General features: G+C 72.2%; 21 protein-coding genes. 9 read left to right on the forward strand and 12 right to left on the reverse strand.

What is annotated here, in order from left to right; genetic code table 11:
- Positions 1-525: 525 nt before the first annotated feature.
- Both F4556_RS29605 and F4556_RS29610 read right to left on the reverse strand, forming a co-directional pair.
- Positions 526-1,527: a DNA polymerase Y family protein gene (locus tag F4556_RS29605; RefSeq protein WP_184921457.1), complete on the reverse strand. Its 1,002-nt coding sequence runs from the start codon at positions 1,525-1,527 to the stop codon at positions 526-528.
- Positions 1,524-4,928, reverse strand: a complete 3,405-nt coding sequence (locus tag F4556_RS29610; RefSeq protein ID WP_313068811.1) for a DNA polymerase III subunit alpha — start codon at positions 4,926-4,928, stop codon at positions 1,524-1,526. Before F4556_RS29610 ends, F4556_RS29605 begins: the two co-directional genes overlap by 4 nt.
- 852 nt (positions 4,929-5,780) lie before the next feature.
- Here F4556_RS29610 and F4556_RS29615 point away from each other — a divergent pair.
- From F4556_RS29615 to F4556_RS29630, 4 genes are all read left to right on the forward strand, one after another.
- The gene (locus F4556_RS29615) at positions 5,781-6,089 is read left to right on the forward strand and encodes a hypothetical protein (protein WP_184921461.1); all 309 of its coding nucleotides are present in this window, start codon (positions 5,781-5,783) and stop codon (positions 6,087-6,089) included.
- A 5-nt stretch (positions 6,090-6,094) separates the two neighbouring features.
- Positions 6,095-6,241: a hypothetical protein gene (locus F4556_RS29620; protein WP_184921463.1), complete on the forward strand. Its 147-nt coding sequence runs from the start codon at positions 6,095-6,097 to the stop codon at positions 6,239-6,241.
- A gap of 131 nt (positions 6,242-6,372) precedes the next feature.
- Positions 6,373-8,052 (forward strand): aspartate-alanine antiporter, encoded by a 1,680-nt coding sequence (gene aspT, locus F4556_RS29625; RefSeq protein WP_184921465.1) that lies wholly within the window; start codon positions 6,373-6,375, stop codon positions 8,050-8,052.
- 99 nt (positions 8,053-8,151) lie between these two features.
- A complete protein-coding gene (locus F4556_RS29630; RefSeq protein WP_184921467.1) occupies positions 8,152-9,489 on the forward strand; it encodes an NAD(P)/FAD-dependent oxidoreductase in 1,338 nt (445 codons plus the stop codon).
- Positions 9,490-9,496: 7 nt separating this feature from the next.
- Here F4556_RS29630 and F4556_RS29635 read toward each other — a convergent pair whose 3' ends face one another.
- The 3 genes from F4556_RS29635 to F4556_RS29645 form a co-directional block, all read right to left on the reverse strand.
- Positions 9,497-10,774, reverse strand: a complete 1,278-nt coding sequence (locus F4556_RS29635; protein WP_313068814.1) for an MFS transporter — start codon at positions 10,772-10,774, stop codon at positions 9,497-9,499.
- 118 nt (positions 10,775-10,892) lie between these two features.
- Positions 10,893-11,432, reverse strand: coding sequence for a hypothetical protein (locus F4556_RS29640; RefSeq protein ID WP_246511119.1), 540 nt, complete (start codon positions 11,430-11,432; stop codon positions 10,893-10,895).
- Positions 11,433-11,463: 31 nt separating this feature from the next.
- Entirely contained in the window at positions 11,464-12,393 is a 930-nt protein-coding gene (locus F4556_RS29645) for an AraC family transcriptional regulator (protein ID WP_184921469.1), read from the reverse strand.
- 138 nt (positions 12,394-12,531) lie between these two features.
- Here F4556_RS29645 and F4556_RS29650 point away from each other — a divergent pair, with 138 nt between their 5' ends.
- Complete coding sequence (locus F4556_RS29650; RefSeq protein WP_184921471.1) at positions 12,532-13,032, forward strand: anthrone oxygenase family protein; 501 nt, start codon at positions 12,532-12,534, stop codon at positions 13,030-13,032.
- 22 nt (positions 13,033-13,054) lie between these two features.
- Here the strand turns inward: F4556_RS29650 and F4556_RS29655 are convergent, their stop codons facing one another.
- The 5 genes from F4556_RS29655 to F4556_RS29675 all read right to left on the reverse strand — a co-directional run bounded on the left by F4556_RS29655 (position 13,055) and on the right by F4556_RS29675 (position 18,217).
- On the reverse strand, positions 13,055-13,477 hold the full coding sequence (locus F4556_RS29655) for an SSI family serine proteinase inhibitor (RefSeq protein WP_184921472.1): 423 nt from the start codon (positions 13,475-13,477) through the stop codon (positions 13,055-13,057).
- A gap of 133 nt (positions 13,478-13,610) precedes the next feature.
- Positions 13,611-15,281: a purine-cytosine permease family protein gene (locus F4556_RS29660; protein WP_184921474.1), complete on the reverse strand. Its 1,671-nt coding sequence runs from the start codon at positions 15,279-15,281 to the stop codon at positions 13,611-13,613.
- Between the two features lie 100 nt (positions 15,282-15,381).
- A complete protein-coding gene (locus tag F4556_RS29665) occupies positions 15,382-15,798 on the reverse strand; it encodes a hypothetical protein (protein ID WP_184921476.1) in 417 nt (138 codons plus the stop codon).
- An 87-nt stretch (positions 15,799-15,885) separates the two neighbouring features.
- Positions 15,886-16,662, reverse strand: a complete 777-nt coding sequence (locus tag F4556_RS29670; RefSeq protein ID WP_184921478.1) for a TIGR03084 family metal-binding protein — start codon at positions 16,660-16,662, stop codon at positions 15,886-15,888.
- 22 nt (positions 16,663-16,684) lie between these two features.
- Positions 16,685-18,217, reverse strand: coding sequence for an AMP-binding protein (locus F4556_RS29675; protein WP_184921481.1), 1,533 nt, complete (start codon positions 18,215-18,217; stop codon positions 16,685-16,687).
- A 120-nt stretch (positions 18,218-18,337) separates the two neighbouring features.
- Here F4556_RS29675 and F4556_RS29680 point away from each other — a divergent pair, with 120 nt between their 5' ends.
- The 3 genes from F4556_RS29680 (at position 18,338) to F4556_RS29690 (ending at position 21,390) form a co-directional block, all read left to right on the forward strand.
- Positions 18,338-19,735: an FAD-binding oxidoreductase gene (locus F4556_RS29680; protein ID WP_184921483.1), complete on the forward strand. Its 1,398-nt coding sequence runs from the start codon at positions 18,338-18,340 to the stop codon at positions 19,733-19,735.
- Positions 19,736-19,748: 13 nt separating this feature from the next.
- A complete protein-coding gene (locus F4556_RS29685; protein WP_184921485.1) occupies positions 19,749-20,909 on the forward strand; it encodes an ADP-ribosylglycohydrolase family protein in 1,161 nt (386 codons plus the stop codon).
- A gap of 133 nt (positions 20,910-21,042) precedes the next feature.
- Positions 21,043-21,390, forward strand: a complete 348-nt coding sequence (locus tag F4556_RS29690; RefSeq protein WP_184921487.1) for a hypothetical protein — start codon at positions 21,043-21,045, stop codon at positions 21,388-21,390.
- Positions 21,391-21,486: 96 nt separating this feature from the next.
- On the opposite strand, the gene F4556_RS29695 is transcribed toward F4556_RS29690, so the two are convergent.
- Positions 21,487-21,984 (reverse strand): VOC family protein, encoded by a 498-nt coding sequence (locus F4556_RS29695; protein ID WP_184921489.1) that lies wholly within the window; start codon positions 21,982-21,984, stop codon positions 21,487-21,489.
- Between the two features lie 95 nt (positions 21,985-22,079).
- Between F4556_RS29695 and F4556_RS29700 the strand changes: the two genes are divergently transcribed.
- Entirely contained in the window at positions 22,080-22,544 is a 465-nt protein-coding gene (locus F4556_RS29700; RefSeq protein ID WP_184921490.1) for a MarR family winged helix-turn-helix transcriptional regulator, read from the forward strand.
- Positions 22,545-22,581: 37 nt separating this feature from the next.
- Here F4556_RS29700 and F4556_RS29705 read toward each other — a convergent pair whose 3' ends face one another.
- On the reverse strand, positions 22,582-23,670 hold the full coding sequence (locus F4556_RS29705) for a WD40/YVTN/BNR-like repeat-containing protein (protein ID WP_184921493.1): 1,089 nt from the start codon (positions 23,668-23,670) through the stop codon (positions 22,582-22,584).
- Positions 23,671-23,811: the final 141 nt, after the last annotated feature.

Genomic DNA, 23,811 nt, shown 5'->3' on the forward strand with positions numbered 1-23,811 from the left:
ACATAGCGTCTTCCTTCCATCCTTGGGATCGACGGCATGGGGCGGGCCGCATCGGAGAGGACGCCGACGACACCCGCGCACGGACAACTGCCCGGCAAGTGAATTGTTAGCGTTAACATTTCTGGGGGCGAGCCGTGCAGGAATATGTGGGGGCGTAAGGGTTGAGCAGCCAACCGGCGGTGCGGCTGAACGCACCACGACTGTGAGCGAGAACATCGGCCGCGTCAAGATGTAACGGGCAGGTTTTCGGCGGATGTCCTTTATGGGACGCCGGCCTCGCCGAGGCTCGACGGCCGTCAAGCCGACCGCAGCCCTTCGCCAACCGTTGATCAAGGCCGCGATCCGGGCAGTCGATCTCGGGGAGGTCCGCCGGAGCTCACGGGCACGCCGATGGCCCGGCGCGGTGGCCGGAGTCCTCCGCCGACTGCTCGTCGGGACGTGGGCCGGTGTTCAGGTGAAGCGACATCGGCGCGGTGCGCCCTTGAGGTCATCCTGGTGCCACGCCAGGCGAGTGGGCGGCCGTGACTATCCGCGCCGGGTGTATGTACCAAGGGCTGCCGGCGCTATCGCGCCGGGGCCGAAGCGTCCGGCAGCGCGGTCGAGGACGGGTTCCAGTGTGCGGTGGCTCTCGGTGGACCGGTCGAAGGTGAGTTGGACAGCGGCGCCAGTGGCGGTGGCGAGGTTTCCGGTCCTGGCGGTGACGGCCCGGACCCGGGCCCGTTGCAGGCCGAGGGCTGCGAAGGTGGCGTACAGCGTGTCCCGGATTGCCGGAGTGTGGGCGGTGGGTTCGCGCAGGGTGCGCGACCGGGTGGTGGTGGAGCGGTCGGCGTAGGTGACCTGGAGCTCGACCGTGCGGGCGAGTTGCCCGGCTGCGCGCAGGTGGGTGCCGAGGTCGGTGGCGGCGGCGAGCAGGGCACGGCGGATCTGGTCGTGGTCGAGGGTGTCCTGGTCGAAGCGGTGGCTGCTGGTGATGGTGGCGGGTGGTCCGGCCGGGGTGACGGAGCGCCGGTCGGTGCCGTGGGCGCGGTTCTGGATCAGGCGGCCGGTGGAGGCCCCGGCGATGCGCTGCACGGTGGCGGGCGGCAGATCGGCCAGGTCGCCGACCTTCTCGATGCCGTACTTGGTCAAGGAGCGCTCCAGCGTCGGGCCGACGCCGGGCAGGGCACGGACCGGGCGGTCCCGCAGGAATCGGGCCTGCTCGGCGGGGTCGTCGCTCAGTGCTTGCACGGTGCCGGGGGTCGCGGTGTCTGCGGCCATGGTGGCGAGCATGCGGTTGGGGCCGATCCCGCCGGTGGTGAGCAGGCCGTAACGGGCGGCGAGGCGGGTCTGGAGCAGATCGGCGAGTTGTGCGGGACTCTGCCCGAAATAGCGCACCGCACCGGCCAGTTCGAGGAGCGCGCTGTCCGGTGGCAGGGCCTGGACCACGGGAGTGACGCCGTGGAGCACGGTGAACAGCTCGCGGTAGGTCTCGAACGTGGCGCGGTGGAAGCGCAGGTGAAGGACCGTCACCCTGTTGCCATTGGTCATCCGGCGCTCCCCTGGCTGGCGTGCCACAGTCGTCCGGCGCCGCCGGACCGGACGGGGCGGCCACCGCCGTCGGCGTCATTGGCGTGATCGGGGCCGGGGTGGGTGGCGAGGAGGGTACGGACGGCGGCGGTACCGCCGGTTCTGTGGGTGTCGGCGATCTCCTGGAGGTTCCAGGCGTGGGTGCCGATGATGGTGACGGACTTCTCCCGGCGGGAGACGGTTCCGCGCGCGAGCAGCAGGAAGTGGTGGAACAGCGGGTGGGCGGCCTGTTGGTGGGTGTCGTCGAAGTAGGTGAGGTCGATCTGGCCGCCGGGGCTGCCGTCGTCCAGCGACACGAAGATGGTGCGGCGGCCGGAGCGCATCGGTGGAGTCTGGATGGCGACTTTCGCGCCCGCGACCAGCACGGTCTCGCCGGTCGGTTGGTCTCTCAGCCGATGAGAGGGGATGGCACCGAGTTCGGCCAGCAGCGGGTGCAGTGGCTCCATGAGGTGCCGGGAGGCGTCCATGCCGATGACTTCCAGTTCGGCCTCCAGCTCCTGACTCGGTGTCATGACGGGCAGACTGCTGGAGGAGGCGTCCGGGGCGGTGGCCTGGGTGAGCGTGAGCTGGCCCGGTCCGGTGGCGGCGCGGCGGTGGCGGTGGAGTTCGTCGATCTGCAGGAGCAGGTCGCGGCGCCCGGTACCGGGGGCGAGGGTGGCGAAGGCACCGACCCGGGCGAGGCGGTCGGCGACCGGGTGGGAGGGCTGGGCGCGGGACCAGAAGTCGGCGAGGTCCGTATAGGGCTGGCCGGCTTCGATCCGGGATGCCTGGTCGTCGGTGATGCCGTGGACGTCGGCCAGCGAGATCCGGAGGCCGAGGCGGCCGTCCGGGAGCTGTTCGGTGCGGTAGTCGGTGGCGGAGTACTGGATGTCCAGCGGCAGGATCGGGACGCCGCGGCGGCGGGCGTCGGCCAGTACCAGCCGCTTCGGATACATCCCGGGGTCGTGTTCCAACAGGCCGGCGTAGAACGGTGCCGCGTAGTGGGCTTTCAGCCAGGCGGACTGCAGGGTGGGCAGGGCGAACGCGGTCGCGTGCGCCTTCGCGAAGCCGTAGGAGCCCATGTTCTCCAGCATTCGCCAGACCGAGTCGATCGCCTCTGCCCGGTAGCCGGCTTCGGCCGCGCGCTGTCGGTACCAGGCCTGGAGCTTCGGCAGCCGTTCGGGCTGGGCCAGGGCACGCCGGGCTTCCTCGCCCATGGCCAGGTCGGTGCGGGTCATGGTGGCGAACAGGCCGGCCACCTGCTCGTTGTAGATGACGACGCCGTAGGTGGAGCGCAGCCACGGTTCCAGGTCGGGGTGGGGGTAGGTGACGGGCTTCTTGCCGTGCCGGCCGAGGAGGAACGGGCGGATCATGTCGGCCTGGACCGGGCCCGGCCGGAAGAGCGAGATCTCGGCGACCAGGTCGGCGAAGGTCTCCGGTTGCAGGCGGCCGAGCAGGTCCTTCTGGCCGGGGGACTCCAGCTGGAAGACGCCCAGCGATTCGCCTTCGCGCAGCAGCGCGTAGGCAGCCGGGTCGTCCAGTGGCACCTGGGCTCGGTCGTCCAGGTCGATCCGCCGGCCGGTGGTGCGTTCGATCTCGCGGACCGCGTACGCCATCGAGCTCTGCATCCGTACGCCCAGGACGTCGAGTTTCAGGAGTCCGAGGCCGTCGCCTTCGACGTCCTCCTTGTCGAAGACGGTGGCGGGGAAGCCTTCGGTGGCGGTGGGGACGACGGGGGTGCGTTGCAGCAGGGTGGCGTCGGAGAGGATGACGCCGCACGGGTGCATCGCGGTACCCCTCGGCAGTGCGTCCAGGCCCTCGACCAGGTCCCACAGGCGTCCGTACCGGTCGGCGTGGGCGGCGACCTGGCGCAGTTCGGGGAGTTCGCGCATGGCGGTGCGGGCCGAGCGGGCGGTGATGTGGGGGAAGGCCTTGGCGAGGTTGCCGACCTCGTCGGGGGGCAGGCCGAGGGCGAGGCCGGCGTCGCGGATCGCGTGCCGGACCCGGTACGTCTCCGGCATGCTCAGGGTGCAGACCCGCTCGGTGCCGAACCGGTCCATGATGCGGCGGTAGACGTCCAGGCGGCGGGCGGACTCCACGTCGATGTCGATGTCCGGCAGCGAGTGGCGGCGCAGGTTGATGAACCGTTCCATCAGCAGCTCGTGCTCCAGCGGGTTCGCGAAGGAGATGCCGAGCAGGTGCACCACGAGGGAGCCCGCGCCGGAACCCCGGGCCTGCACGCGGATGCCCATCTCCCGTACGTCGTCTACGACTTGGGCAACCGTCAGGGCGTAGGAGGGCCAACCGAGCGTGTTCAGCACCCGGAGCTCCTCGTCGAGGCGGGCCCGCATGGCCGCGGAGCGGTCGTAGCCGTGGCGGATCATCGACGCCTCGCACCGCTCGCGCAACGTCTGGGCGGACGTACCGGGGGCCAGGCCGATGACATGCTCCTCTGGGAAGTGCACCCGGCCGATCCCGAGATCGGAGTGCGGGTCGAGGCGGCACTCGGAGGCGGTGCGGGCGGTGGTCGCCAGCAGGTGCGCGGCCCCGCCGTGTTCCTGGCCGGCCGCGCGGGCGACCTCCTCGGCGAGGCCGGCCATCTCGGCGGCGCTCTTCAGCGACCGCTCACCGTTGCAGGTGCGGCCGGGCCGGATCGGGGTGAGCAGCCGGGCCGAGTCCAGCACGTCGGCGACCGGTGCCTGGTCGGCGGTGGCGTAGCGCACGGCGTTGGTCAGGACGACGAGCAGGTCGAGGTCGGCGGCAAGACCGACGGTGCGGGCGGCCAGCCGGAGCGAGCCCGGTCCGGTGCCGCTGCGGCGGTGGTGCACGGCCTCCAGTCGCAGGTTCTGCCCGAACACCTCGCGCCACGGCGCCAGCAGTTCGGCGGCCTGGTCCGGACGGCCGGCGGTGAGCGCCCGCGCCGGTTCGGATGACGGGCCCAGCAGCAGGGTCAGGCCCTCGGCATGCTGTTGGATCGCGGGCCAGGGGACGATCGGTTGTCCGCCGCCGGCCTGCTGCCGGGCGGCCCAGGCGGCGGTGATCAGCGCGCACAGGTTCGCCCAGCCGGTGCCGTCGCGGGCCAGCAGGGTGACCCGGGGTGCGGAGTCGGCGACGAACGCGCCGCCCCGGGCCGGGGTACGGATTTTCGACGGTATCGGGTGGGCCTGGCTCAGCAGCGGGACCGCGAGGTCCGCGCCGAACAGCGGCCGGATCCCGGCCTTCGCGCAGGCCTGTGCGAAGCGGACCACACCGGCCACCGTGTCCCGGTCGGTCAGCGCCAACTCCCGCAGGCCCTGCTCGGCAGCCCGCTCGACCAGCCGACCGGGCAGTGCGGCGCCGTAGCGCACCGAGTAACCGGAGGCGACATGCAGGTGGGCGAACACCCGGTACCACCTCCAGCTCCTACGGTCAGCCCCCGATCGTCGACACCCGGCTCCCCTCCGGCTCCTCCAGCGTAGACCGTATTCGATAGCTTGTTCGACCATGAGTCAAGGCATTACCCCAGGTGGAGCAGCCATGACACACCGCGTCCGGGAGTGTTGGCGCCCCTCAAATCACCACCACAACAGGCTTCAGGGGCCAGGGCGGGACACCCGCCCGCTTGTACGACCCGCGCCCGCTGGTGAGACACCGTGCCGCTGTCAGTGCGTGTTCGCGGGCCGCGCCGCTGCCGCGGACACCCGGGAGGGACAGCATCAGCTCAACTCCCCATGGAATCAACAGGAGTGGCGGCCATGTCGCATCGTGCCGCTGGCCGAGGACAGCAAGTGTCCTGCTCGCGCTGCGGCGCCGCATGCCCGGAGTCTGGGCGCATTCGACCCAGGTGCCGCCGGCGGTCATCTCGGCGAGCTTCAAAGATGCGGCCCGTCGCAGGTGATGTGTGGTCCACACGGTGGTGGGCGGCAGGCGGGCAGTGAGGTTGGTGAAGTGGGTGTCGAACCAGGTCTGCGGCAGCAGCGGTGGTACCTCCTCGGTGCTGAAGCGGCAGTCCCGCGACGAGACGCGCAGACCGCTCGGTCCTCGACCGGGGCCGGCAGCATGGAAACTCCGTACGACCTGGACCAGAGCGCGGGTCATGGACGTGGACACGTCCGCGCGGTGAAGGATCCGGAAGGCCCGCCTGGGGTCGTGTTCGTACGCGGCGTGCACCAGAGGCTGCACGCGCTCCCGCAGCAAGACAGTGGGCCTTCGACTGCTTCGGGCTGACCAGGCAGCAGGCGCTCTGGTCGGCCGGGGTGTTCGCGGGCACCGACCCCGACAGCATCCCGGGGACGGCGCCCGGCGCGCAGGCGCCGCCGCTGCCCGCGATGACCCCGGTCGAGCAGACCATCGCCGACCTCTGGGCCACCGGGACCTCCGCCACCAGTCACCCCGTCCAGCACCTGCGCGGCGACCTGGACCATGCCGGGGCGGTCCCCGCCGACCGGCTGGGCAGCGTCCCGCACGGCACCCGGGTCCTGGTCGGCGGGCTGGTGACGCACCGCCAGCGGCCGCCCACCGCGGGCGGTGTCCTCTTCCTCAGCCTGGAGGACGAGCCGGTCTGATCAACGTGGTCTGCAACCGGCACGTCTGGGAACCGCAGCGCCGCACCGCCCTGGACCGGGCCGGCCTGCTGGTGCACGGCACCGTCGAACGCCGGCACGGTGCCACCAACCTGGTCGCCATCAGGCTCGCCCCGCTGCGGGTCGCCGTCTGAGCCACCCCGAGCTGACACCGCGACAGCTGACCGGCCGTCACCCGTTCGGCAGCGCGGGCGGGCCCGGGGCGCCGTGCTGGGGTCTGATGCAGTAGACGATCATCACCGCCAGGCGTACGGAGGTCCATGGAATGAGTCTGCTGCGCGAGAACGCGGTGCTGGCCCTGTTCACCTGTCTGGCACTCGGCTACCTGGTGGGGAAGCTCAAGGTCGGGCCGATCCAGCTCGGCGGTATCTGCGGAACGCTGATCGTCTCGATGCTGATCGGTGCGCAGCACGTCGGGGTGAACGCGGACGTCAAGAACGTGGCGTTCGCGCTCTTCATCTTCTCGCTCGGCTACCTGGCCGGGCCGCAGTTCTTCGCCAACCTGAACGCCAAGGGCCTGCGCTTCGGGGTGCTCTCGGTGATGGAGGCCGTGGTCGTCATCCTGATGGCCTACGGCATCGCCAAGATGGGCGGGCTCGACGTCGGTACGGCGGCCGGCATCCTGGCAGGTTCGGCCACCGAGTCGGCGGTGGTCGGCACCGCGCAGGAGGCGATCGGCAAGCTGCCGGGGATCACCGCGGACCAGTCCTCCGAACTGCAGGCGCACGTCGCCACCGCGTACTCGGTCTGCTACCTGTTCGGCCTGATCAGCATCGTCCTGCTGACCAGTCAGTTCTTCCCGATGCTGATGCGGATCAACCTGGCCGAGGCCTCCCGCGAGCTGTGGGACAAGATGCGCGGCGCCGGCGGCGGGCTGGAGGCCGGGGAGACGGCCGCGCTGCCCGGCCTGGTGGGCCGGACCTACCTGGTCTCGCAGGGTGAAGGGTCCAGCCTGCAACAGCTGGAGGAGGCGGTCCGGCAGGACGCCTCGATCGAGGGGGTCAAGCGCGGGCAGCAGGTGCTCAAGGTCGAGCCGGGACTGAAGCTCCAGCGGGGTGACCGGGTGCTGGTGGTCGGGCTGCGGGACGCGGTCCGGGAGACCGGGCACGAGCTCGGTCCGGAGACCTCCGGGGTGCCGGGGCTGGACAGCCCGCTGACGGTGCGCCAGGTGGTGATCACCGACAGGAAGGTGGCCGGACAGACCGTCACCCAGCTGCGCGAGCGGGAGACCGCCGCCACCGAGGGCATCTACCTGACCGGCGTCCAGCGGGTCGACCAGGACATCCCGGCGGTCGGCGAGACCGAGCTGCACCAGGGCGACACGCTGACCGTGGTCGGCACCCGCTCCAAGGTCGAGCGGTTCACCAAGGCGGTCGGCGCCAAGGTGCGCACCGACAGCGCCGACTGGATCTACATCGGCCTGGGCATCTGCCTGGGCGTGCTGCTCGGCATGATCACCATCCACGCCGGGGACGCCAATCTCTCGCTCGGCACCGGCGGCGGCTGCCTGATCTCGGGCCTGGTGTTCGGCTGGCTGCGCGCCCAGCGCCCGACCTTCGGCGCGTACCCGCCGGTGGCCGCGCAGACCATGAAGGACCTCGGCCTGTCCATCTTCATCGCCGTCACCGGCATGGCGGCGGGCCCGGACGCCGGTCCGCTGCTCAAGCAGTACCCGCTGCTGCTGCCGCTGTCGGGGATCGCGATGGTGCTGGTACCGGCCTTCCTCGGGCTGTTCATCGGGCGCAAGCTGCTGAAGATCGAGAAGCCGATCCTGATCGGCGCCATCGCGGGCCAGCAGTGCTCGACCCCCGCCATCACCGCGGTCAGCAACGTCGCCCAGAGCAGCGTGCCGATGCTCGGCTACACGATCACGTACACGATCTCGAACTTCCTGCTCCCGCTGACCGGGCCGATCTTCGTCGGCCTGATCGGGCTCAAGACCTGAGCCGTCGTCAAGGGTCGTGGGAGGGCCGCTCCGTCACCCGGGAATGCGCCGTCGGGCGCCCCCTGGCGGCGGGGCGGCCGTCTGCGGTTGGATGGCCGGATGGGTGGCGAAACGATCTCGGGTCGGGGCACAGCAGTGGTGATCGGGGGCGGGCTGGCCGGGACACTGGCGGCCTGGGCCCTGCGGGACGCGGCCGAGCGGGTGGTGGTGGTCGAACGGGACCGCTACCCCGAGCAGCCGGACTTCCGGGCCGGGCTGCCGCAGGGGCGGCACGCCCACCTGCTGCTGGCGGCCGGGCACCAGGTGCTGGAGGAGCTGATGCCGGGCTCCCGGGCGGAGCTGCAGGCGGCCGGGGCGGTCAGCGTGCCGCTGGCCAGCGACCTGCGCTGGCTCAGCTCGGCGGGCTGGATGGCCGAGCACCGCAGTGAACTGGTCTTCCTCTCCTGCACCAGGCCGGTGCTGGACCACGTGGTGCTCGACCGGGTCCGCCGGGACTCCTCGGTGGAGTTCCTGGAGGGCACCGAGGTGGTCGGACTGCTCGGCAGCGCCGGGCGGGTGACGGGTGTTCGGATCCGCGAGCGCGGCACCGACGGGGAGGTCCGCGAGCTGCCGGCCGAGCTGGTGGTGGACGCCTCCGGCCGGTCCACCTCGGTCGCGGGGTGGCTGGCCGCGCTGGGCGTCCCGGCCGTCCCGGAGGAGCGTGTCGATGCCGGGGTCGCGTACTCCAGCCGGATCTTCCAGCGGCCGACCGGGGTGGAGTTCCGCCACCAGGCGCTGTACATCCAGACCAAGGCGCCCGACGACCCGTACCTCGCCGTGCTGCTCCCGGTCGAGGGCGACCGCTGGATCGTCAGCGTCGGCGGCATGCGCGGCGCCGAGCCCGGGCCGGGCGAGGAGGGCTTCCGCAAGCAGCTCGACCTGCTGCGCGACCCGACCCTGCGCGAGCTGCTCGCCGAGGCCGAACCGGTCGGCGAGGTCCGCGGCTTCCGCCCCGGCCCCGGGGTGCGCCGCCGCTACGAACGCCGTTCCCCGGAGGGGCTGATCGCGCTCGGCGATGCCGCCTGCACCTTCAACCCGGTGTACGGCCAGGGCATCACGGTCGCCGCGATGAGCGCCCGCGCGCTGGGCGTCGCCGTGTCCCGGCACGGGGGCATCGGTCCGGCCGCGGCGGGTGCCGCTCGGCAGGCGATCGCCAAGGTCACCAAGGACCCGTGGGTGATGTCCTCCACCGAGGACGTCCGGTTCGCCGCCACCGCCGGTGGTCCGTCCGGTGCGCTGATCCGCTTCCAGCACCGCTACCTGGACCGGGTGCTGGCCCGGGCCACCGTGGACGCGCACGTCTGCGACCGGTTCCAGCACGTGATGTCGCTGGTCACGCCGCCGACCTCGCTGTTCCACCCGTCGGTGCTCGGCCCGGTGCTGCGCGGGCCGCGCTGACGCGACCTCAGGCCGGGGCCACCTCGGTTGCCCCGGCCGGTTCGGCCGGTTCGGCCGGGGCGGCTGCTTCGGCGCGGTCGGGCAGCCGGCGGACGGCCGGGACGCAGAGCCACAGCAGCGCGGCCGGGACACCGATCGCGGTCATCGCGTACAGGGTGGGGCGCAGTCCGACCGCGGCCGCGACCGGCCCGGCCACCAGCAGGCCGAGCGGCATCAGGCCGGCCGAGAGCAGGTTGTCGTAGGAGCTGACCCGGGAGAGGGCCTGCTCGGGGATGTGGGTCTGCAGGCTGGTCTCCCACAGGACGAAGAACAGCGAGACCGCCACGCCGGTGACGGCCTCCAGCACGGCGACCACGGCGAGCGAGGGCGCGGCACCGATGATCAGCGCCTGGCAGGAGGCCACCGCGAGCGCGGCGGCGGCGAGCGCCAGCGGGCGGGCCGGGCGCAGCCGGTAGGCCCAGAGGTCGCCGGCCACCGAGCCGATCCCGAACGCGGCCGTCACCGCCGACCAGCCCGCCGCGCCGCCCCACTCCTGCTCGGAGAGCACCGGCCCGAGCACGAAGATCGAGGGCAGCACCACCACGTGGTAGACGCTCATCGCCGCCATGCCGGACCAGACCCAGGTACGGGACCTGACGTGCCGCCAGCCGTCGCGCAGCTCCTCGAGGAAGCTGCCGCCCGACACCTCGTCAACCGCCGGGCGGGGCCGCAGCCGGAGCAGGAACGCGGCGCTCACCGCGAAGCTGACCGCGTCCAGCGCGAGCGCCCCGCCGGGACCGGCCAGCCAGACCAGCGCTCCCGCCACCGCCGGGCCGACCACCATCCCGGAGGACAGCACCAGACCGCGCAGCGCGTTCGCCTCGCGCAGCCGCTCGGGCGACACCACCAGCGGCAGCAGGCCGGTGGCGGCGGGCATGAAGAAGGCATCGGCCGTGCCGAAGACCGCCATCAGCACCACCAGGTGCGGCACTTCGGCCACCCCGGTGATCAGCAGGACGGCCACCGCGCCCTGGGCGGCGAACCGCACCAGGTCGGAGATCAGCATGATCCGGTGCCGCCGGAAGCGGTCCGCCCACACCCCGCCGACCAGGGTGAACAGCAGCGTCGGCAGCAGCCCCGCCGCGCCGACCAGGCCGACGTCGGCGGCCGATCCGCCCACCGACAGCACCGCGAAGGGCAAGGCCACCATCGCCACCCGGTCGCCCAGCAGCGAGAGCGCCTGCCCGGCGAACAGCTGGGCGAACTGCCGCTCCTCCCGGAGCACGGCGGGAAGCAGCTGTTTCACGGGAGGACCAATCGGCAGGCGCGACAGGGGCGCCCCGATGCTAGGGAGTGCCGGGGCATGCTGTCGCCCGAGTTTCGCCCGGCAACCGCGACCGCCGCGCCCAGGACCGCGTAGCCGGTCAGCTGTAGTGCATCGGGCAGCCGGTGCGGTGCGCGTGTTCGGCGGCGCGCAGGTAGAGCGCGGTGTAGTAGGCGGTGTCCGGGTCCGCCCGCCAGCGGCCGGGATGCCGGTGGACTTCGGGGCTGTCGAACCAGTGGCCGAGGGCGAGGCCCTCGCCGGCGTGGGGCAGGTGCTCGACGGGGAGCTCGATGGCGGCGGCCAGGGCCCGGAGCCCGTGCAGGACCGGGAGGGCGGCCCGCACGGTGGTGGTGTCGGAGTAGGCGGACGGCACCGGCAGCACGAGGGTTTCGGGCAGGGCCGCCGGGAGCAGCACGTCCCAGTCGAGCGGGGACTGATCGGCAGTCAGCGAGCGGCAGAGCAGGTCGAAGCCCGCCATCGGGCGGTGCAGCTTCTCCTCGAAGCCGTGGTCGGACGGAGCGAAGGCGAACGGCGCCAGCCCGAGCCGGGCCAGCTCCGCGTCGAGGGCCACGGCCGTCGGCCGGAGCGCCTCTTCGTCGGACCAGTCGGCCGGGTCCGTGCTCACCAGATAGATACCCATGCCGGCGAAGTTAGCGGTGGGCGCCGACAGTTCAGGCCGAGCGGTGCTGTTGCGGGCTGATGCCGTGGACGCGCTTGAAGGCGGTGGAGAGGGCGAACGGGCTGCGGTAGCCGACCTGGTGGGCGACGCTGCCCAGGGTGGCGGCGGGGTCGTGCAGCAGGTCGGCGGCCAGCGCGAGCCGGCGGCCGGTGAGGTAGGACATCGGCGGCTCGCCGACCAGCTCGGCGAACCGGCGGGCCAGCGCGGCCCGGGAGACACCGACCTCGGCGGCCAGGCCGGCCACCGTCCAGGGGTGGGCCAGGTCGCCGTGCAGCAGGCGGAGCGCGTGGCCGACCAGCGGGTCGGTGTGGGCCCGGTACCAGGCCGACGCGTCCGACTCGGGGCGGGCCAGCCAGGTGCGCAGGGTGGCGATCAGCAGCAGGTCCAACAACCGGTCCAGTACGGCGTCCTGGCCCGGACGGTCGCGGCCGATCTCCTCGCCGAGCAGGTCGATCAGCGGCGAGTGCCAGGAGTCGGCGGCCACCACCAGCAGCGGGGGCAGCGCGTCCAGCAGACCCCTGCTGACCTCGCCGCGCAGCTGGTACGTCCCGCTGATCAGCACGTCCGGGCCGTCCGGGGTGTCACCCCAGGTGCGGGTGCCGAGGGCCATCGTCTCGCAGAGCTCCGCGCCGTCCGGGGTGGTGGAGCTCTGGTCGGGGTGGATCACCACCCGGGGCGGGGTGTCGGGGGAGTCGGCCAGCACGTACGCCTCCGGGCCCCGGGCGATCGCCACGTCCCCGGTGGCGAGCCGGACCGGGGCGCCGTGGTCCGGCAGGATCCAGGCGGTGCCGCGGACCGGGGTGACCAGGGTGAGCGGTGCCCGGTCCTCGACCCGGATCGCCCACGGCGGGGCCAGGACCGAGCGGAGCAGAAAGGCACCTCGGGCCCTCGGCCCGGCGAGCAGTCCGGCCAGTGCGTCCATGGCGCCCGAGTCTAGAGCCTGCCCTGGCGTGCCCTGGACGCCCGCGTATGCGGTCGAGTGGATCAGGGATGGTGCCCGGGTGGCGGACGGCGGTTGACTGGGCGTCAGACAGCGAGAGTTGACGACGGGGAGTGTGTGATGACCGGCTTCAGAGGTGCGGTACTGGTGGCGGCGACGCTGACGATGGGGCTCAGTGCGGGCCTGTTCTTCGCCTACTCCTGCTCGGTGATGCCCGGGCTGGCCAAGGCCGACGACCGGACCTTCGTGGAGACCATGCAGCGGATCAACGTGGCGATCCTGAACGGCTGGTTCATGCTGGTCTTCCTCGGGGCGATCGTGTTCACGCTGCTGGCGGTGGTGCTCCAGTTCCGGGGCGGCGAGCGGCGGTTGCTGCCGTGGCTGATCGCGGCGGCGGTGCTCTACCTGGTGGTGCTGGCGGTCACGGGTGCGGTGAACGTGCCGCTGAACGACCAGCTGGCGGCGGCCGGTTCGCTGGACAAGATCCCGGATCTGGCGGCGGTCCGGGAGACCTTCGAGAGCACCTGGGTGCGTTGGAACACGGTCCGGACGGTCTCCGCGACGGCGGGGTTCGGCTGCCTGGTGGCGGCGCTGGTGGTGGGCGGGCGGAGCGCGGTCTGACGCTCCGTCAGGCTGGGCGAGGTCAGAACACCGGCGCGGTGGCGGCCCGGAGTTCGCAGGCGTTGCCGAAGGTCCTGGCCCACTTCACCGGGATCCCGCGCCAGCTGCCCTCGGCGGTGGCGGTGACCGGGTCGTAGACGGCGGCGCAGGCCGTGCCCGGGAGACCGGCGAGCTGGTCGAGGTCGCCGTCGGCCGCGGTGAGCGCCCCACAGGCGGTGGCGGGGGTGGGGTGCGACCCGCCGGGCTGACCGTCGCAGGTCAGGGTGGCCGTGGTCGCTGCGGCCGAGACCACTGGGCCCGGACTGACCGTCAGCAGTAGTGACGAGCGGGTGGGTTGGGGCGGGAACACCCGCGCCGAGGCGGGGGCCGGCAGGACGACGCACACGGCGGCGGCCAGGCCCAGGGCGACGGGTAGCAGGCGGCGGGACGGTGCGCTGACGGTCATGGGGCCCAGCCTGACCCCGGTCGGGCCGGGCGCCAAGCCACCGTCACCCGGGGGAGTGAGGGCCGACCCGATCGGGCGACCCTGGTCCGCCACCCGGCGGGACCGAACCGGGGTCGCCCGGTCAAGCGGGGGCTCAGCCGCGCGTGGTCGGCATGCCGAGCAGGACCGGGCCGCCGGCGGGGGACTTGGTGCAGGCGTCGTGGCAGTCCGCGTCCAGGCTGCAGCAGAGCGAGCAGATGGTGCCCTGGTGGAACGGGCAGTCGGCGGTGTCGGGGATCTCGTAGGCACCCTCGCAGACGGTGCAGGCGAGGGTCTCGGCGGAGGTCGACTCGGCGTTCGGGTTGGGGCGGGCCAGGTAGTAGCGGCCCTTGGTGGCCCAGGCGATCAGCGGGCTGCAGACCATGGCGAGGGCGAGGGCGATGAACGGGCTGAACGCCTCGGCGTACTCGCCGAACCAGCCGAAGAAGGCGCAGATCGAGACGGCGGCCGCGATGCACATGGCGCCGAAGCCGGCCGGGTTGACCGGGTGCAGGTAGGCGCGCTTGAACTCGATGTACTTCGGACTCAGGCCGAGTGGCTTGTTGATCACCAGGTCGGCGGTGACCGCACCGATCCAGGCGATCGCGACGTTGGAGTAGAAGCCCAGCAGCGAACCGAGCGCGCTGAACATGTCGAGCTCCATCAGCAGCAGCGCGACACCGCAGTTGAGGAAGATGTACCAGACCCGGCCCGGGTGACGGTGGGTCAGCCGGGAGAAGAAGTTGGACCAGGACAGCGAGCCGGAGTAGGCGTTGGTCGAGTTGATCTTCACCTGGGAGACCACCACGAAGAGCCCGGCCAGCGGCAGCGCCGCCGCCCCGAACCACGGTCGCAGCGACTCGACGTACGGCGCGATCGGCTCCAGTGCCTTGGCGTTGCCCACCACGTCGAGCGCGGCGAAGGCGAGCAGCGCGCCGCCGAGCTGCTTGGCCGCACCGATCACCACCCAGCCGGGACCGGCCGCGAGCACCGCGAAGTCCCACCGGCGGGCGTTCTCCGGGGTGCGCTTCGGCATGAAGCGCAGGTAGTCGGCCTGCTCGCCGATCTGGGCGATCAGCGAGAGCGCGATGCCGGTGCCCAGGCCGAAGCCGAGCAGGGTGAAGCCGGACCCGGCGCCCTGGGTGCCGCCGAAGTGGGTGAACTCGGCGAAGGTGCCGGGGGAGTGGAAGGCCAGGATGACGAACGGGCCGACCAGGCCGAGGATCCAGAGCGGCTGCGTCCAGGCCTGGAGCTTGGAGATCCAGGACATGCCCTTGAACACGATCGGAATGACCACCAGCGTGGTCACCAAGTACCCGATCGCCAGCGGCAGGTGCAGCACCTCGTGCAGCGCCTGGGCCATGATCGAGCCTTCGAGGGCGAAGAAGATGAAGGTGAAGCTGGCGTAGACGAGTGAGGTCAGGGTGGAGCCGAAGTAGCCGAACCCGGCGCCCCGGGTGAGCAGATCCATGTCCACACCGTTGGCCGCGCAGGCGCGGGAGATCGGGATGCCGGTGAGGAAGATCAGGGTGGCGGCGGTGAGGATGGCGGCGAGCGCGTTGGTGAAGCCGTAGGACATCACGATCCCGGCGCCGATCGCGTAGTCCGCGAGATAGGCGATCCCACCGAGCGCGGTGGAGGCCACGGACAGCGGTGACCAGCGCCGGAACGAGTGCGGCGCATAGCGGAGCGAATAGTCCTCCAGACTCTCGTCGGCGGCGGACTTGGCGTACGAGCGGCGTGGGGCGCCCGCGAGCTCGGGGGCCTGGGTGGAGGTGTCGGTCATGCACCGCTCCCTGTCGATCGGGTCTGTGAGCGGTGACGTTAGGGAGTGCGTGTGAAGCGCAGGGTGCCCGAGCCGTTTCGGGGCGGTAACCGGCGCTGCGTCAGCTGGTCCTCTGAGGCGGGTCGTTGACGGCCGTGATGGTCAGGGTGGTCGGGCGGACGGTGAAGCGGACCTCCTGGGTGCCGCCCTCGTACCAGGTCTCGGTGACCGCCACCTCGGAGCTGGACAAGGCGCGGACGGACCAGGTCCGCGGGATGTTCTTCGCGCGGAAGACCGGGTCGGCGCCGTGGTGGGTGGCTGACCAGCGGTCGAGTTCCGCGTTCAGCGGGGGCGGGAGGGTCTTGGCGCGGATCTCCTTGGGGTATTCGTCGATTTCGCCGAGGACCGCGAGGCGGTATTCCTCGAAGAACGCGTTGACCTCCCCGGTGGCCGTTCGAGGCGTTGCCTGGGCGGTGGGCAGCGGAGTGGCGAGGGTGAGCAGGGCGGCGAGCGCGGAAATGCCGAGGCGTCGGTTCATGACGGAGAGTCCATCATTCGTCGACGAATCTGTATATCGCTCGCAAGAGTGAATTGATTGAGTGTCAATTAATGCGGGCAGAAAGGTTTATCGCCCTTTTCCGGGATTCCCGGCAAAAGCCTGGGCGATCGGCAGCCAGGCGGTGGCGACCGGTCCGGTGGCCACCAGGGCCAGGTCGTCCCGGTGCCGACGCTGGGTGACCAGCAGGCAGAAGTCGAGCGCCGGGCCGCGGACCGAGTCGGCCGCGTCCGGCGGTCCCCAGGTCCACAACTCACCTGACGGGGAAGTCAGTTCGACCCGGATCGGAGTCTCGGGCACCGGCTGCCCGTGCAGTGCGAAGGCGAACCCCACGGTGCGGACACCGAGATGGGCCACGTGCCGGAGCCGGTCGGTCGGCGGCACGGTCACGCCGAGCGCGTCGGCGACGTCCTGACCGTGCGCCCAGGTCTCCATCAGCCGGGCGGTGGCCATCGAGGCGGCCTTCATCGGCGGGCCGAACCAGGGGAGCCGGCGGTCGTCGGCGGCCGCCGCCACCAGCTCACCCGCCAGCTCCGCCCGGCCGGCCCGCCAGCGGGCCAGCAGGGCGGCCGGGTCCTCGCCCACCCCTTCGGCCGCCCCCGCGTCCACCGGGTCCGGGACGGTCGCGTAGTGCGTGAGCACCTCGGCCGTGAACCGCTCGCCGTCCCGGCAGGAGAGCAGCGACCACCGGTCCGTCCAGGCCAGGTGGGCGATCTGGTGGGCGACCGTCCAGCCCTCGGCCGGGGTCGGGACGGCCAGGCCGTCCCGGTCCAGGCCAGCGACCAGGGCGTCCAGGGCGGCGCTCTCGTCCCGGAGATCGTTCAGCAGCGCGGTGACATCGACCATGAGGTGCTCCTTCAGAGGACAGTCAGTTGACGGATTTGGCCCGGCCAGCCCAGTACGGTTCGCGCAGCCGGAACTTCTGCAGTTTCCCGGTGGTGGTCCGGGGGAGTGACGAGCGGAACTCGACCGAGGTCGGCGCCTTGTAGCCCGCCAGCCGCTCCTTGCAGTGCGCGATCAACTCGGCCTCGTCACCCGCCGATCCGTCCCGCAGCACCACCAGCGCCTTGACCGTCTCGCCCCACTTGGTGTCCGGCACCCCGATCACCGCGACCTCGGCCACCGCGGGGTGGGAGTACAGGCAGTCCTCCACCTCGATCGAGGAGACGTTCTCGCCGCCGCTGATGATGACGTCTTTCTTCCGGTCGGAGATGCTCAGGTAGCCGTCCTCCAGCACCCCACCGTCACCGGTGTGGAACCAGCCGTCGCGCAGCGCCGCCGCGCTCTCCTCGGGCTGCTCCCAGTAGCCCGCCAGTACGGTGTTGGACCGGACCAGCACCTCGCCCTCCTCGTCCACCCGCAGCTCGGTGCCGAGCGCGGGCGCGCCCTGCCGCACCAGCCTTTCCGCTCGCTCGGCGGGCGGCAGCGCGTCCCACTCGGCCCGGCCGCGGTTCACGGTGACGATCGGGGCGGTCTCGGTCAGGCCGTACAACTGCATGAACTCCCAGCCGAGTTCGGCCTCGACGCGCTCCACCACCGAGGTCGGCGGCGGCGCTCCGGCCACGATCATCCGGACCCGGTCCCGGCCCGGCACCGGTCCGTCCCAGTCGGCGGCGGCGTCCAGCACCGCGGTCACCACGGCCGGTGCGCCGCACAGGTAGGTGACGCCGTGCCGGTCGATCCGGCGCAGGATCTCCGCGCCGTCCACCTTGCGCAGCACGATGTGCCGGGCGCCGAGGCCGGTGAGCGCGAACGGCAGGCCCCAGCCGTTGGCGTGGAACATCGGCAGGGTGTGCAGGTACACGTCCCGGTCGCTGGCGCCGAAGTGCAGGCCCATCAGCACCGCGTTCAGCCAGAGGTTGCGGTGGGTGAGCTGAACACCCTTGGGGCGGGCGGTGGTTCCGCTGGTGTAGTTGATCGTCGCGGTGTCCGACTCGTCGACCGGGTACTCGACCGGGGCGTGCTCGAAGTCGTACAGCAGGGCGTCGCTCTCGGCGCCGAGCACGAAGCGGTGCCGCACTGGCACGCCCGCCAGCGCCGCGTCCAGCTCGGGGTCGACCAACAGGGCGGTCGCGCCGCTCTGTTCGACGATGTACGCGACCTCCTCGGCCTTCAGCCGGAAGTTGACCGGCACCAGCACCCGGCCGTGGCCGCTCACCCCGTACAGCGCGGTCATCAGCCGGGCGGAGTTGTGCGAGACGATCGCGACCCGCTCGCCGGGGCCGATGCCCAGCCGGTCGAGCCCGGCGGCCTGGGCCCGGGCCAGCTCGGCCATCCGACGGTAGCTCAGGTCGCCCCAGGACTGGGCGGGTTGGTCCGGTTCGTCGACCAGGCCGATCCGGTCGCCGTAGACCGTCTCGGCCCGGCGAAGGAAGTCCAGCACGGTGAGTGGAGTCTGCATACGGTCACTCTGCCCGTCCGGCCCGGCCCGGCGACAGAGGGCGTGCCCGGACGGGTGAGACGGCGGGTGGCCGGGCCCGATGCCAGACTGGAGGACAGGGGCCGTCGTGAGGACACGGTGATGAGCGGCAACCACGGAGTGATCGACGAGACGCTCCTCGGCGGGCTGCGGAGCTCGTTCCGAGGACGACTGGTCCGGCCGGGTGAGCCGGACTATGGCGAGAGCCGGCGGATCTGGAACGGCTCGATCGACCGCCGGCCCGCCCTGATCGCCTACTGCACCGGCGCCCCGGACGTGGCCGCCGCCGTCCGGTTCGCCCGGGCGAGCGGCCTGCCGGTCGCGGTGCGCAGCGGCGGGCACAGCTTCTCCGGCCAGTCGCTGTGCGACGACGGGATCGTCATCGACCTGTCGCCGATGAGGCGGATCACGGTGGACGCCGAGGCCCGCACGGTCCGGGCCCAGGCCGGGGTGCTGCTCGGCGAGCTCGACCAGCAGACCCAGCGGGCCGGTCTCGCGGTGCCGTCCGGGATCGTCACCCACACCGGGCTGGCCGGGCTGACGCTGGGCGGCGGCATCGGCTGGCTGATGCGCAAGTACGGGCTGACGGTGGACCAGCTGCTCGCGGTCACCCTGGTCACGGCCGACGGCGGGACGGTACGGGCGGACGCGACGGAGAACCCGGAGCTGTTCTGGGGCGTGCGCGGCGGCGGCGGGAACTTCGGGGTGGTGACGGAGTTCGAGTACCGCCTCCACCCGGTGGGCCCGACGGTGCTGGCCGGGCCGCTGATCTGGCCGGTGGCCGACTCGGCCCGGCTGCTGCGGTTCTACCGGGACTGGATCACCGAGGTGCCGGACGAGTTGACCACGGCGGTGGTGCACCGCAAGGCGCCGCCGCTGCCGGAGATCCCGGCGGCGCTGCACGGCCGGCGGGTGGCGATGGTGATCTGCTGCTGGGCGGGCGACCTCGACCGGGGCGAGCAGGTGCTGCGGCCGCTGCGGCGGTTCGGCCCGCCGGTGGCGGACCTGTGCCGGCCCAAGCCGTTCACCGAGCATCAGGCGATGCTTGACCCGTCCTTCCCGGCCGGCCGCTGGTACTACTTCAAGTCCTGCGACGTGGCCGAGTTGACCGACCAGGTCATCGACATCACCGCCGAGCACGCCGCGCGGATCACCTCCCCGCTCACCAGCTTCCCGATCTTCCAACTGGGCGGCGCGATCGCCCGGGTGGGGGAGGACGAGACCGCGGTCGGCGGTCGGCAGGCCGGTCACACCTTCAACATCAACGGCACCTGCGCGGACGCCGAGGGCTTCGAGCAGGAGCGGACCTGGGCCCGCGGCCTGTGGACGGCGCTGGCACCGCACCACACCGGTGTCTACGTCAACTTCCTGATGGAGGAGGGCGAGCAGCGGGTCCGGCAGGCGTACGGGGAGGCGAAGTACCTGCGGCTGAAGGCGCTGAAGCGGCAGTGGGACCCGGATAACCTGTTCCGGCTCAACCAGAACATCAGGCCCGACTGAGGAGTCAACGCAGGTGCAGCAGCAGTCCTGGGGAGAACTGACGGCGTACCGATCGAGGGTCCGGGGGTGTCTGCTCGGCGGGGCGATCGGCGACGCGCTGGGCAACCCGGTGGAGTTCCTGTCGCTGGACGCGATCCGGGCGAAGTACGGCGAGGCCGGGGTGACCGGGCTGGTGCCCGACTACGACGGTGTGGTCGGCCGGATCACCGACGACACCCAGATGACCCTGTTCACCGCCGAGGGACGGCTGGCGGGCTACCGCCGGTCCCAGGCGAAGGGCATCGGCGGCGCGGAGGCGGCCTTGGTACACGACGCCTACCTGCGCTGGCTGGACACCCAGGACCACCCGGCCCCGCCGCCCGCCGAGGGCCTGCGGCACCGCACCGGGCTGCTGCGCGAGGAGCCGTGGCTGTACGCCCGGCGGGCGCCCGGCAACGCCTGCCTGTCCGGCCTGCGGGCGGGCCACACCCCGGACCCGTACGCGCCGCTGACCGGCGAGCCCGGCCCGGTGAACCCGGGCTCGAAGGGCTGCGGCACCGTGATGCGCTCGGCGCCGTTCGGCTTCACCGGCCTGGGGGAGAAGCACTCCTTCGAACTCGCCGCCAACTGCGCCAAGATCACCCACGGCCACCCGACCGGCTACTACGCGGCCGGTGCCTTCGCGGCTCTGGTCAGCCTGCTGGTCGAGGGCGAGTCACCGACCGGCGCGGTGCTGCGCACGCTGGACCTGCTCGGCCGCTACCCGGGCCACCAGGAGACCAGCACCGCGCTGCGGGCCGCGTACGAGCTGGCCCGGGACGGCGAGGCGAGCGCGGCGAAGCTGGAGAGCCTGGGCGCGGGCTGGGTGGCGGAGGAGGCGCTGGCCATCGCGGTGTACGCGGCGCTGGCCAGGACCCGGCACCAGACCTTCCACGTCGGCAGCGGCGGGACGGTCTGCGAGCCGAAGCCGCCCCGGACCCCGATCGAGGCCGCCCTGCTGCTGTCGGTCAACCACTCCGGGGACAGCGACTCCACCGGCGCGATCTGCGGCAACCTGCTCGGCGCCCAGCACGGCGACGTCCGGCTGCCGCAGCACTGGCTGGCCCGGATCGAGGGCCGGGCGGTGATCGCCATGGTCGCGGACGACTTCGCCGCCGAGATCCGCCCCGGCGAGCAGCGGCCCTGGAACTACTGAGCCGCCTCGTTCGTGGACGGTGCTCCGGTCGGGGGGAAACGGTGGGCCGGACGGGTGACGGGGCGCAACCCGCCTCATGCTCGGGGCGTGCCGTGCCGATCCTTCAGGCGTCTCGTACCAACTTGGAGGATTCATGCGTACGACCCTTGCCAAGATCACCGCTGCCGCCGCGATCTGTGGCTGCGCGCTGCTCATCGGCGCCGGCACGGCCTCGGCCCACTCCTGCCGCCACTCGCACGGCTCGCTGGCGGTCGGCGGCAACGCCATCACGCACGGCGGCGGCGACGCCCTGGCGGTCGGCGGTGACGTGGACGCCGCCGGTGCGGCCGGTGCCGTCGGTGGCGATGCGACGGGTGTCGACTTCGCGGGCGCGGTCGGTGGCGACGCGCTGGCGGTCGGCCCGGCGGCGGCCGTGGGCGGCGACGCCGAGTCGCTCTGCGAGGACGCCTTCGCGGTGGGCGGCGACGCGGTCGGCTACTGAGCCTTCCGCCGCTGAGTGATCGTCAGCAGGGCCGGCCGTCGGTCGACGGCCGGCCCTGCCGGTTGTTCGGGTGACTGCTGCTCAGGTGACCGCTGGTCAGGTGGCCGAGCCGGCCGCGGCGCCGGTCTTCAGCTCGGTGCCCCAGCGGTCGATCTCGGCCTGGAGGTCGAGCCGCCGCATGTTCGCCTTGTCGAGCGAGGCCCACTCCTCGCGCGGCACCCGCCACATCACCTCGAACTCGATGCCGTCCGGGTCCTGGGCGTACAGCGACTTCGACACGCCGTGGTCGGTGGCGCCGACCAGCGCTTCCCGCCGGGTGAGCTTCTCGGCGATCTCCGCCAGCTCGCCGAGCGTGCCCACCTCCCAGGCGAGGTGGTAGAGGCCGACCCCGCCGCGCGGCTGCGCCGGTGCGGCGGCGCCGACCGAGAACAGGCCGAGGTCGTGGTCGTTCAGCGTCTCGGCGGCGCTCAGGAAGGCGGCCCGGCCGGGGATCTCGACGTCGACCTTGAAGCCGAAGGTGTCGGTGTAGAAGGCCACGGAACGGGCCACGTCGCGGACGTACAGCACGGCGTGGTTCAGGCGACGGACGGACATGGCTACTCCTGTGGTCCTTGCTAGTTCAAATTTGAACCCTATGGTGACCACGGTACACCTTGGTTCGAATTTGAACAACTGGGTACGATAGGACCATGGACGAACCCCGGTGGTTGGACGAGCGCGAGATGGCGGCATGGCGGGGCTTCGTGGCCGCCAGCAATCTGATCGAGCGCCGCCTCGAACAGCAGCTCAAGGAGAGTGCCGGGCTCTCCCACACCCAGTACGAGATCCTGGTGCAGCTCTCCGCCGCGCCGGACGGCGCGCTCCGGATGACCGACCTGGCCGACCGGCTGGTCACCTCCAAGAGCGGCCTCACCTACCAGGTCACCCAGCTCGAGAAGTCCGGCCTGGTCGGCCGCCGCTCCTGTCCGAGCGACGTCCGCGGCGTCTTCGCCGAGATCACCGACCAGGGCTGGCGAGTCCTCCGGGAGGCCGCCCCCGGCCACGTCGCCACCGTCCGCGAGGTCCTGATCGACGTGCTCACCCCCGAGCAGCTGGTGGTGCTCGCCGAGAGCCTCGGTACGGTCAGCGACCGGCTCCGGGCGGCCGAGAAGTAGCCGGGCCGACCGTCCGAGCCCAGGGCGTGAGGAGGGGTCAGGGCAGGGTGACGGCGCGGACGCAGAGCACGTCCGGCAGGTGGGAGCTGATCAGGCGCCAGCTGTCGCCCGCGTCGGCGGAGCCGTACACCTCGCCGTTGCGGTTGCCGAAGTAGACGCCGGCCGGTTCGCCGTCGTCGGTGCAGAGGGCGTCGCGGAGCACCACGCCGTAGTGGTCCTCGGTGGGCAGTCCGGTGCTCAGCGGCTGCCAGCTGGCGCCGGCGTCGGTGGTGCGGAAGATCCGGCAGCGGCGGTCGACCGGGAGCCGGGCGTAGTCCGCGTCGAGCGGGAAGAGGTAGGCGGTGCCGGGCCGCCGGGGGTGGGTGGCCAGGCCGAAGCCGAAGGTGGCGGGGAGGTCGGCGCCGATGTCGGTCCAGCGTTCACCGGCGTCGTCGGTGCGGTAGACGCCGCCGTGGTTCTGCAGGTAGAGCCGGTCGGGGTCGGCCGGGTCGGCGGCGATCTTGTGCACGCACTGGCCGAACTCCGGGTACTCGTCCGGCAGGAAGGAGACCCGGATGCCGGTGTTGGCCGGGCGCCAGTTGGCGCCGCCGTCCTCGGTCCGGTAGACGCCGCCGGTGGAGACCGCGACGGTGAGCGCGGTCGCGTCGCGCGGGTCCGTCACGATGGAGTGCAGGCCCTGGCCGCCGAACCCGGCCGCCCACTCGGCCCGCTGCGGGTGCGACCAGAGCGCCTCGTCCAGTACGAAGCTCTCGCCGCCGTCGGTGGAGCGGAACAGCGCGGCGGGCTGGGTGCCCGCGTACACCACGCCGGGGGCCTCGGGCCCGGCCGGCTGGAGCTGCCAGACCCGCTCCAGCGAGGTGCCGGTGTGCTCGGGGAAGCGGACCGCGGGGCTGCTCGGCTCCTGCCAACTGGCGCCGAGATCGTCGGACCACCAGACCGACGGGCCCCAGTGGCTGCTGTCGGCGCCGACCAGGATGCGGGGGCGGTCGCCGCGACGGTCGACGGCGACCGAGTAGATCGCGTTCATCGCGAAGTGCGGTCCGGTGAACTCCCAGGCCGCGCGGTCGGGGCTGCGGCCCAGGAACAGGCCCTTCTGCGTGCCGACGGCCAACAGCGTCTCGGTCATGGCGCACCACCTGTGAGTGTCGGGCGGGATCCCGCCCGACAGTCTGCTCCGGGAGGCTCGGCTGCGCACGGCAGCACGCCGGGAATGCGGGCGGCAGCCTTGATGGTTTAGGATTCAACAAGACCGAGAGAAGGAGTTGGA

The sequence above is a fragment of the Kitasatospora gansuensis genome, from assembly GCF_014203705.1.
GTDB classification, from domain to species: domain Bacteria; phylum Actinomycetota; class Actinomycetes; order Streptomycetales; family Streptomycetaceae; genus Kitasatospora; species Kitasatospora gansuensis.

Coding starts and splice junctions, on each gene's coding strand:
- F4556_RS29605 (WP_184921457.1), bottom strand. CDS start 1,527: ATGACCAATGGCAACAGGGTGACGGTCCTTCACCTGCGCTTCCACCGC.
- aspT (WP_184921465.1), top strand. CDS start 6,373: ATGAGTCTGCTGCGCGAGAACGCGGTGCTGGCCCTGTTCACCTGTCTG.
- F4556_RS29630 (WP_184921467.1), top strand. CDS start 8,152: ATGGGTGGCGAAACGATCTCGGGTCGGGGCACAGCAGTGGTGATCGGG.
- F4556_RS29640 (WP_246511119.1), bottom strand. CDS start 11,432: ATGGGTATCTATCTGGTGAGCACGGACCCGGCCGACTGGTCCGACGAA.
- F4556_RS29645 (WP_184921469.1), bottom strand. CDS start 12,393: ATGGACGCACTGGCCGGACTGCTCGCCGGGCCGAGGGCCCGAGGTGCC.
- F4556_RS29650 (WP_184921471.1), top strand. CDS start 12,532: ATGACCGGCTTCAGAGGTGCGGTACTGGTGGCGGCGACGCTGACGATG.
- F4556_RS29655 (WP_184921472.1), bottom strand. CDS start 13,477: ATGACCGTCAGCGCACCGTCCCGCCGCCTGCTACCCGTCGCCCTGGGC.
- F4556_RS29660 (WP_184921474.1), bottom strand. CDS start 15,281: ATGACCGACACCTCCACCCAGGCCCCCGAGCTCGCGGGCGCCCCACGC.
- F4556_RS29665 (WP_184921476.1), bottom strand. CDS start 15,798: ATGAACCGACGCCTCGGCATTTCCGCGCTCGCCGCCCTGCTCACCCTC.
- F4556_RS29670 (WP_184921478.1), bottom strand. CDS start 16,662: ATGGTCGATGTCACCGCGCTGCTGAACGATCTCCGGGACGAGAGCGCC.
- F4556_RS29675 (WP_184921481.1), bottom strand. CDS start 18,217: ATGCAGACTCCACTCACCGTGCTGGACTTCCTTCGCCGGGCCGAGACG.
- F4556_RS29680 (WP_184921483.1), top strand. CDS start 18,338: ATGAGCGGCAACCACGGAGTGATCGACGAGACGCTCCTCGGCGGGCTG.
- F4556_RS29690 (WP_184921487.1), top strand. CDS start 21,043: ATGCGTACGACCCTTGCCAAGATCACCGCTGCCGCCGCGATCTGTGGC.
- F4556_RS29695 (WP_184921489.1), bottom strand. CDS start 21,984: ATGTCCGTCCGTCGCCTGAACCACGCCGTGCTGTACGTCCGCGACGTG.
- F4556_RS29700 (WP_184921490.1), top strand. CDS start 22,080: ATGGACGAACCCCGGTGGTTGGACGAGCGCGAGATGGCGGCATGGCGG.
- F4556_RS29705 (WP_184921493.1), bottom strand. CDS start 23,670: ATGACCGAGACGCTGTTGGCCGTCGGCACGCAGAAGGGCCTGTTCCTG.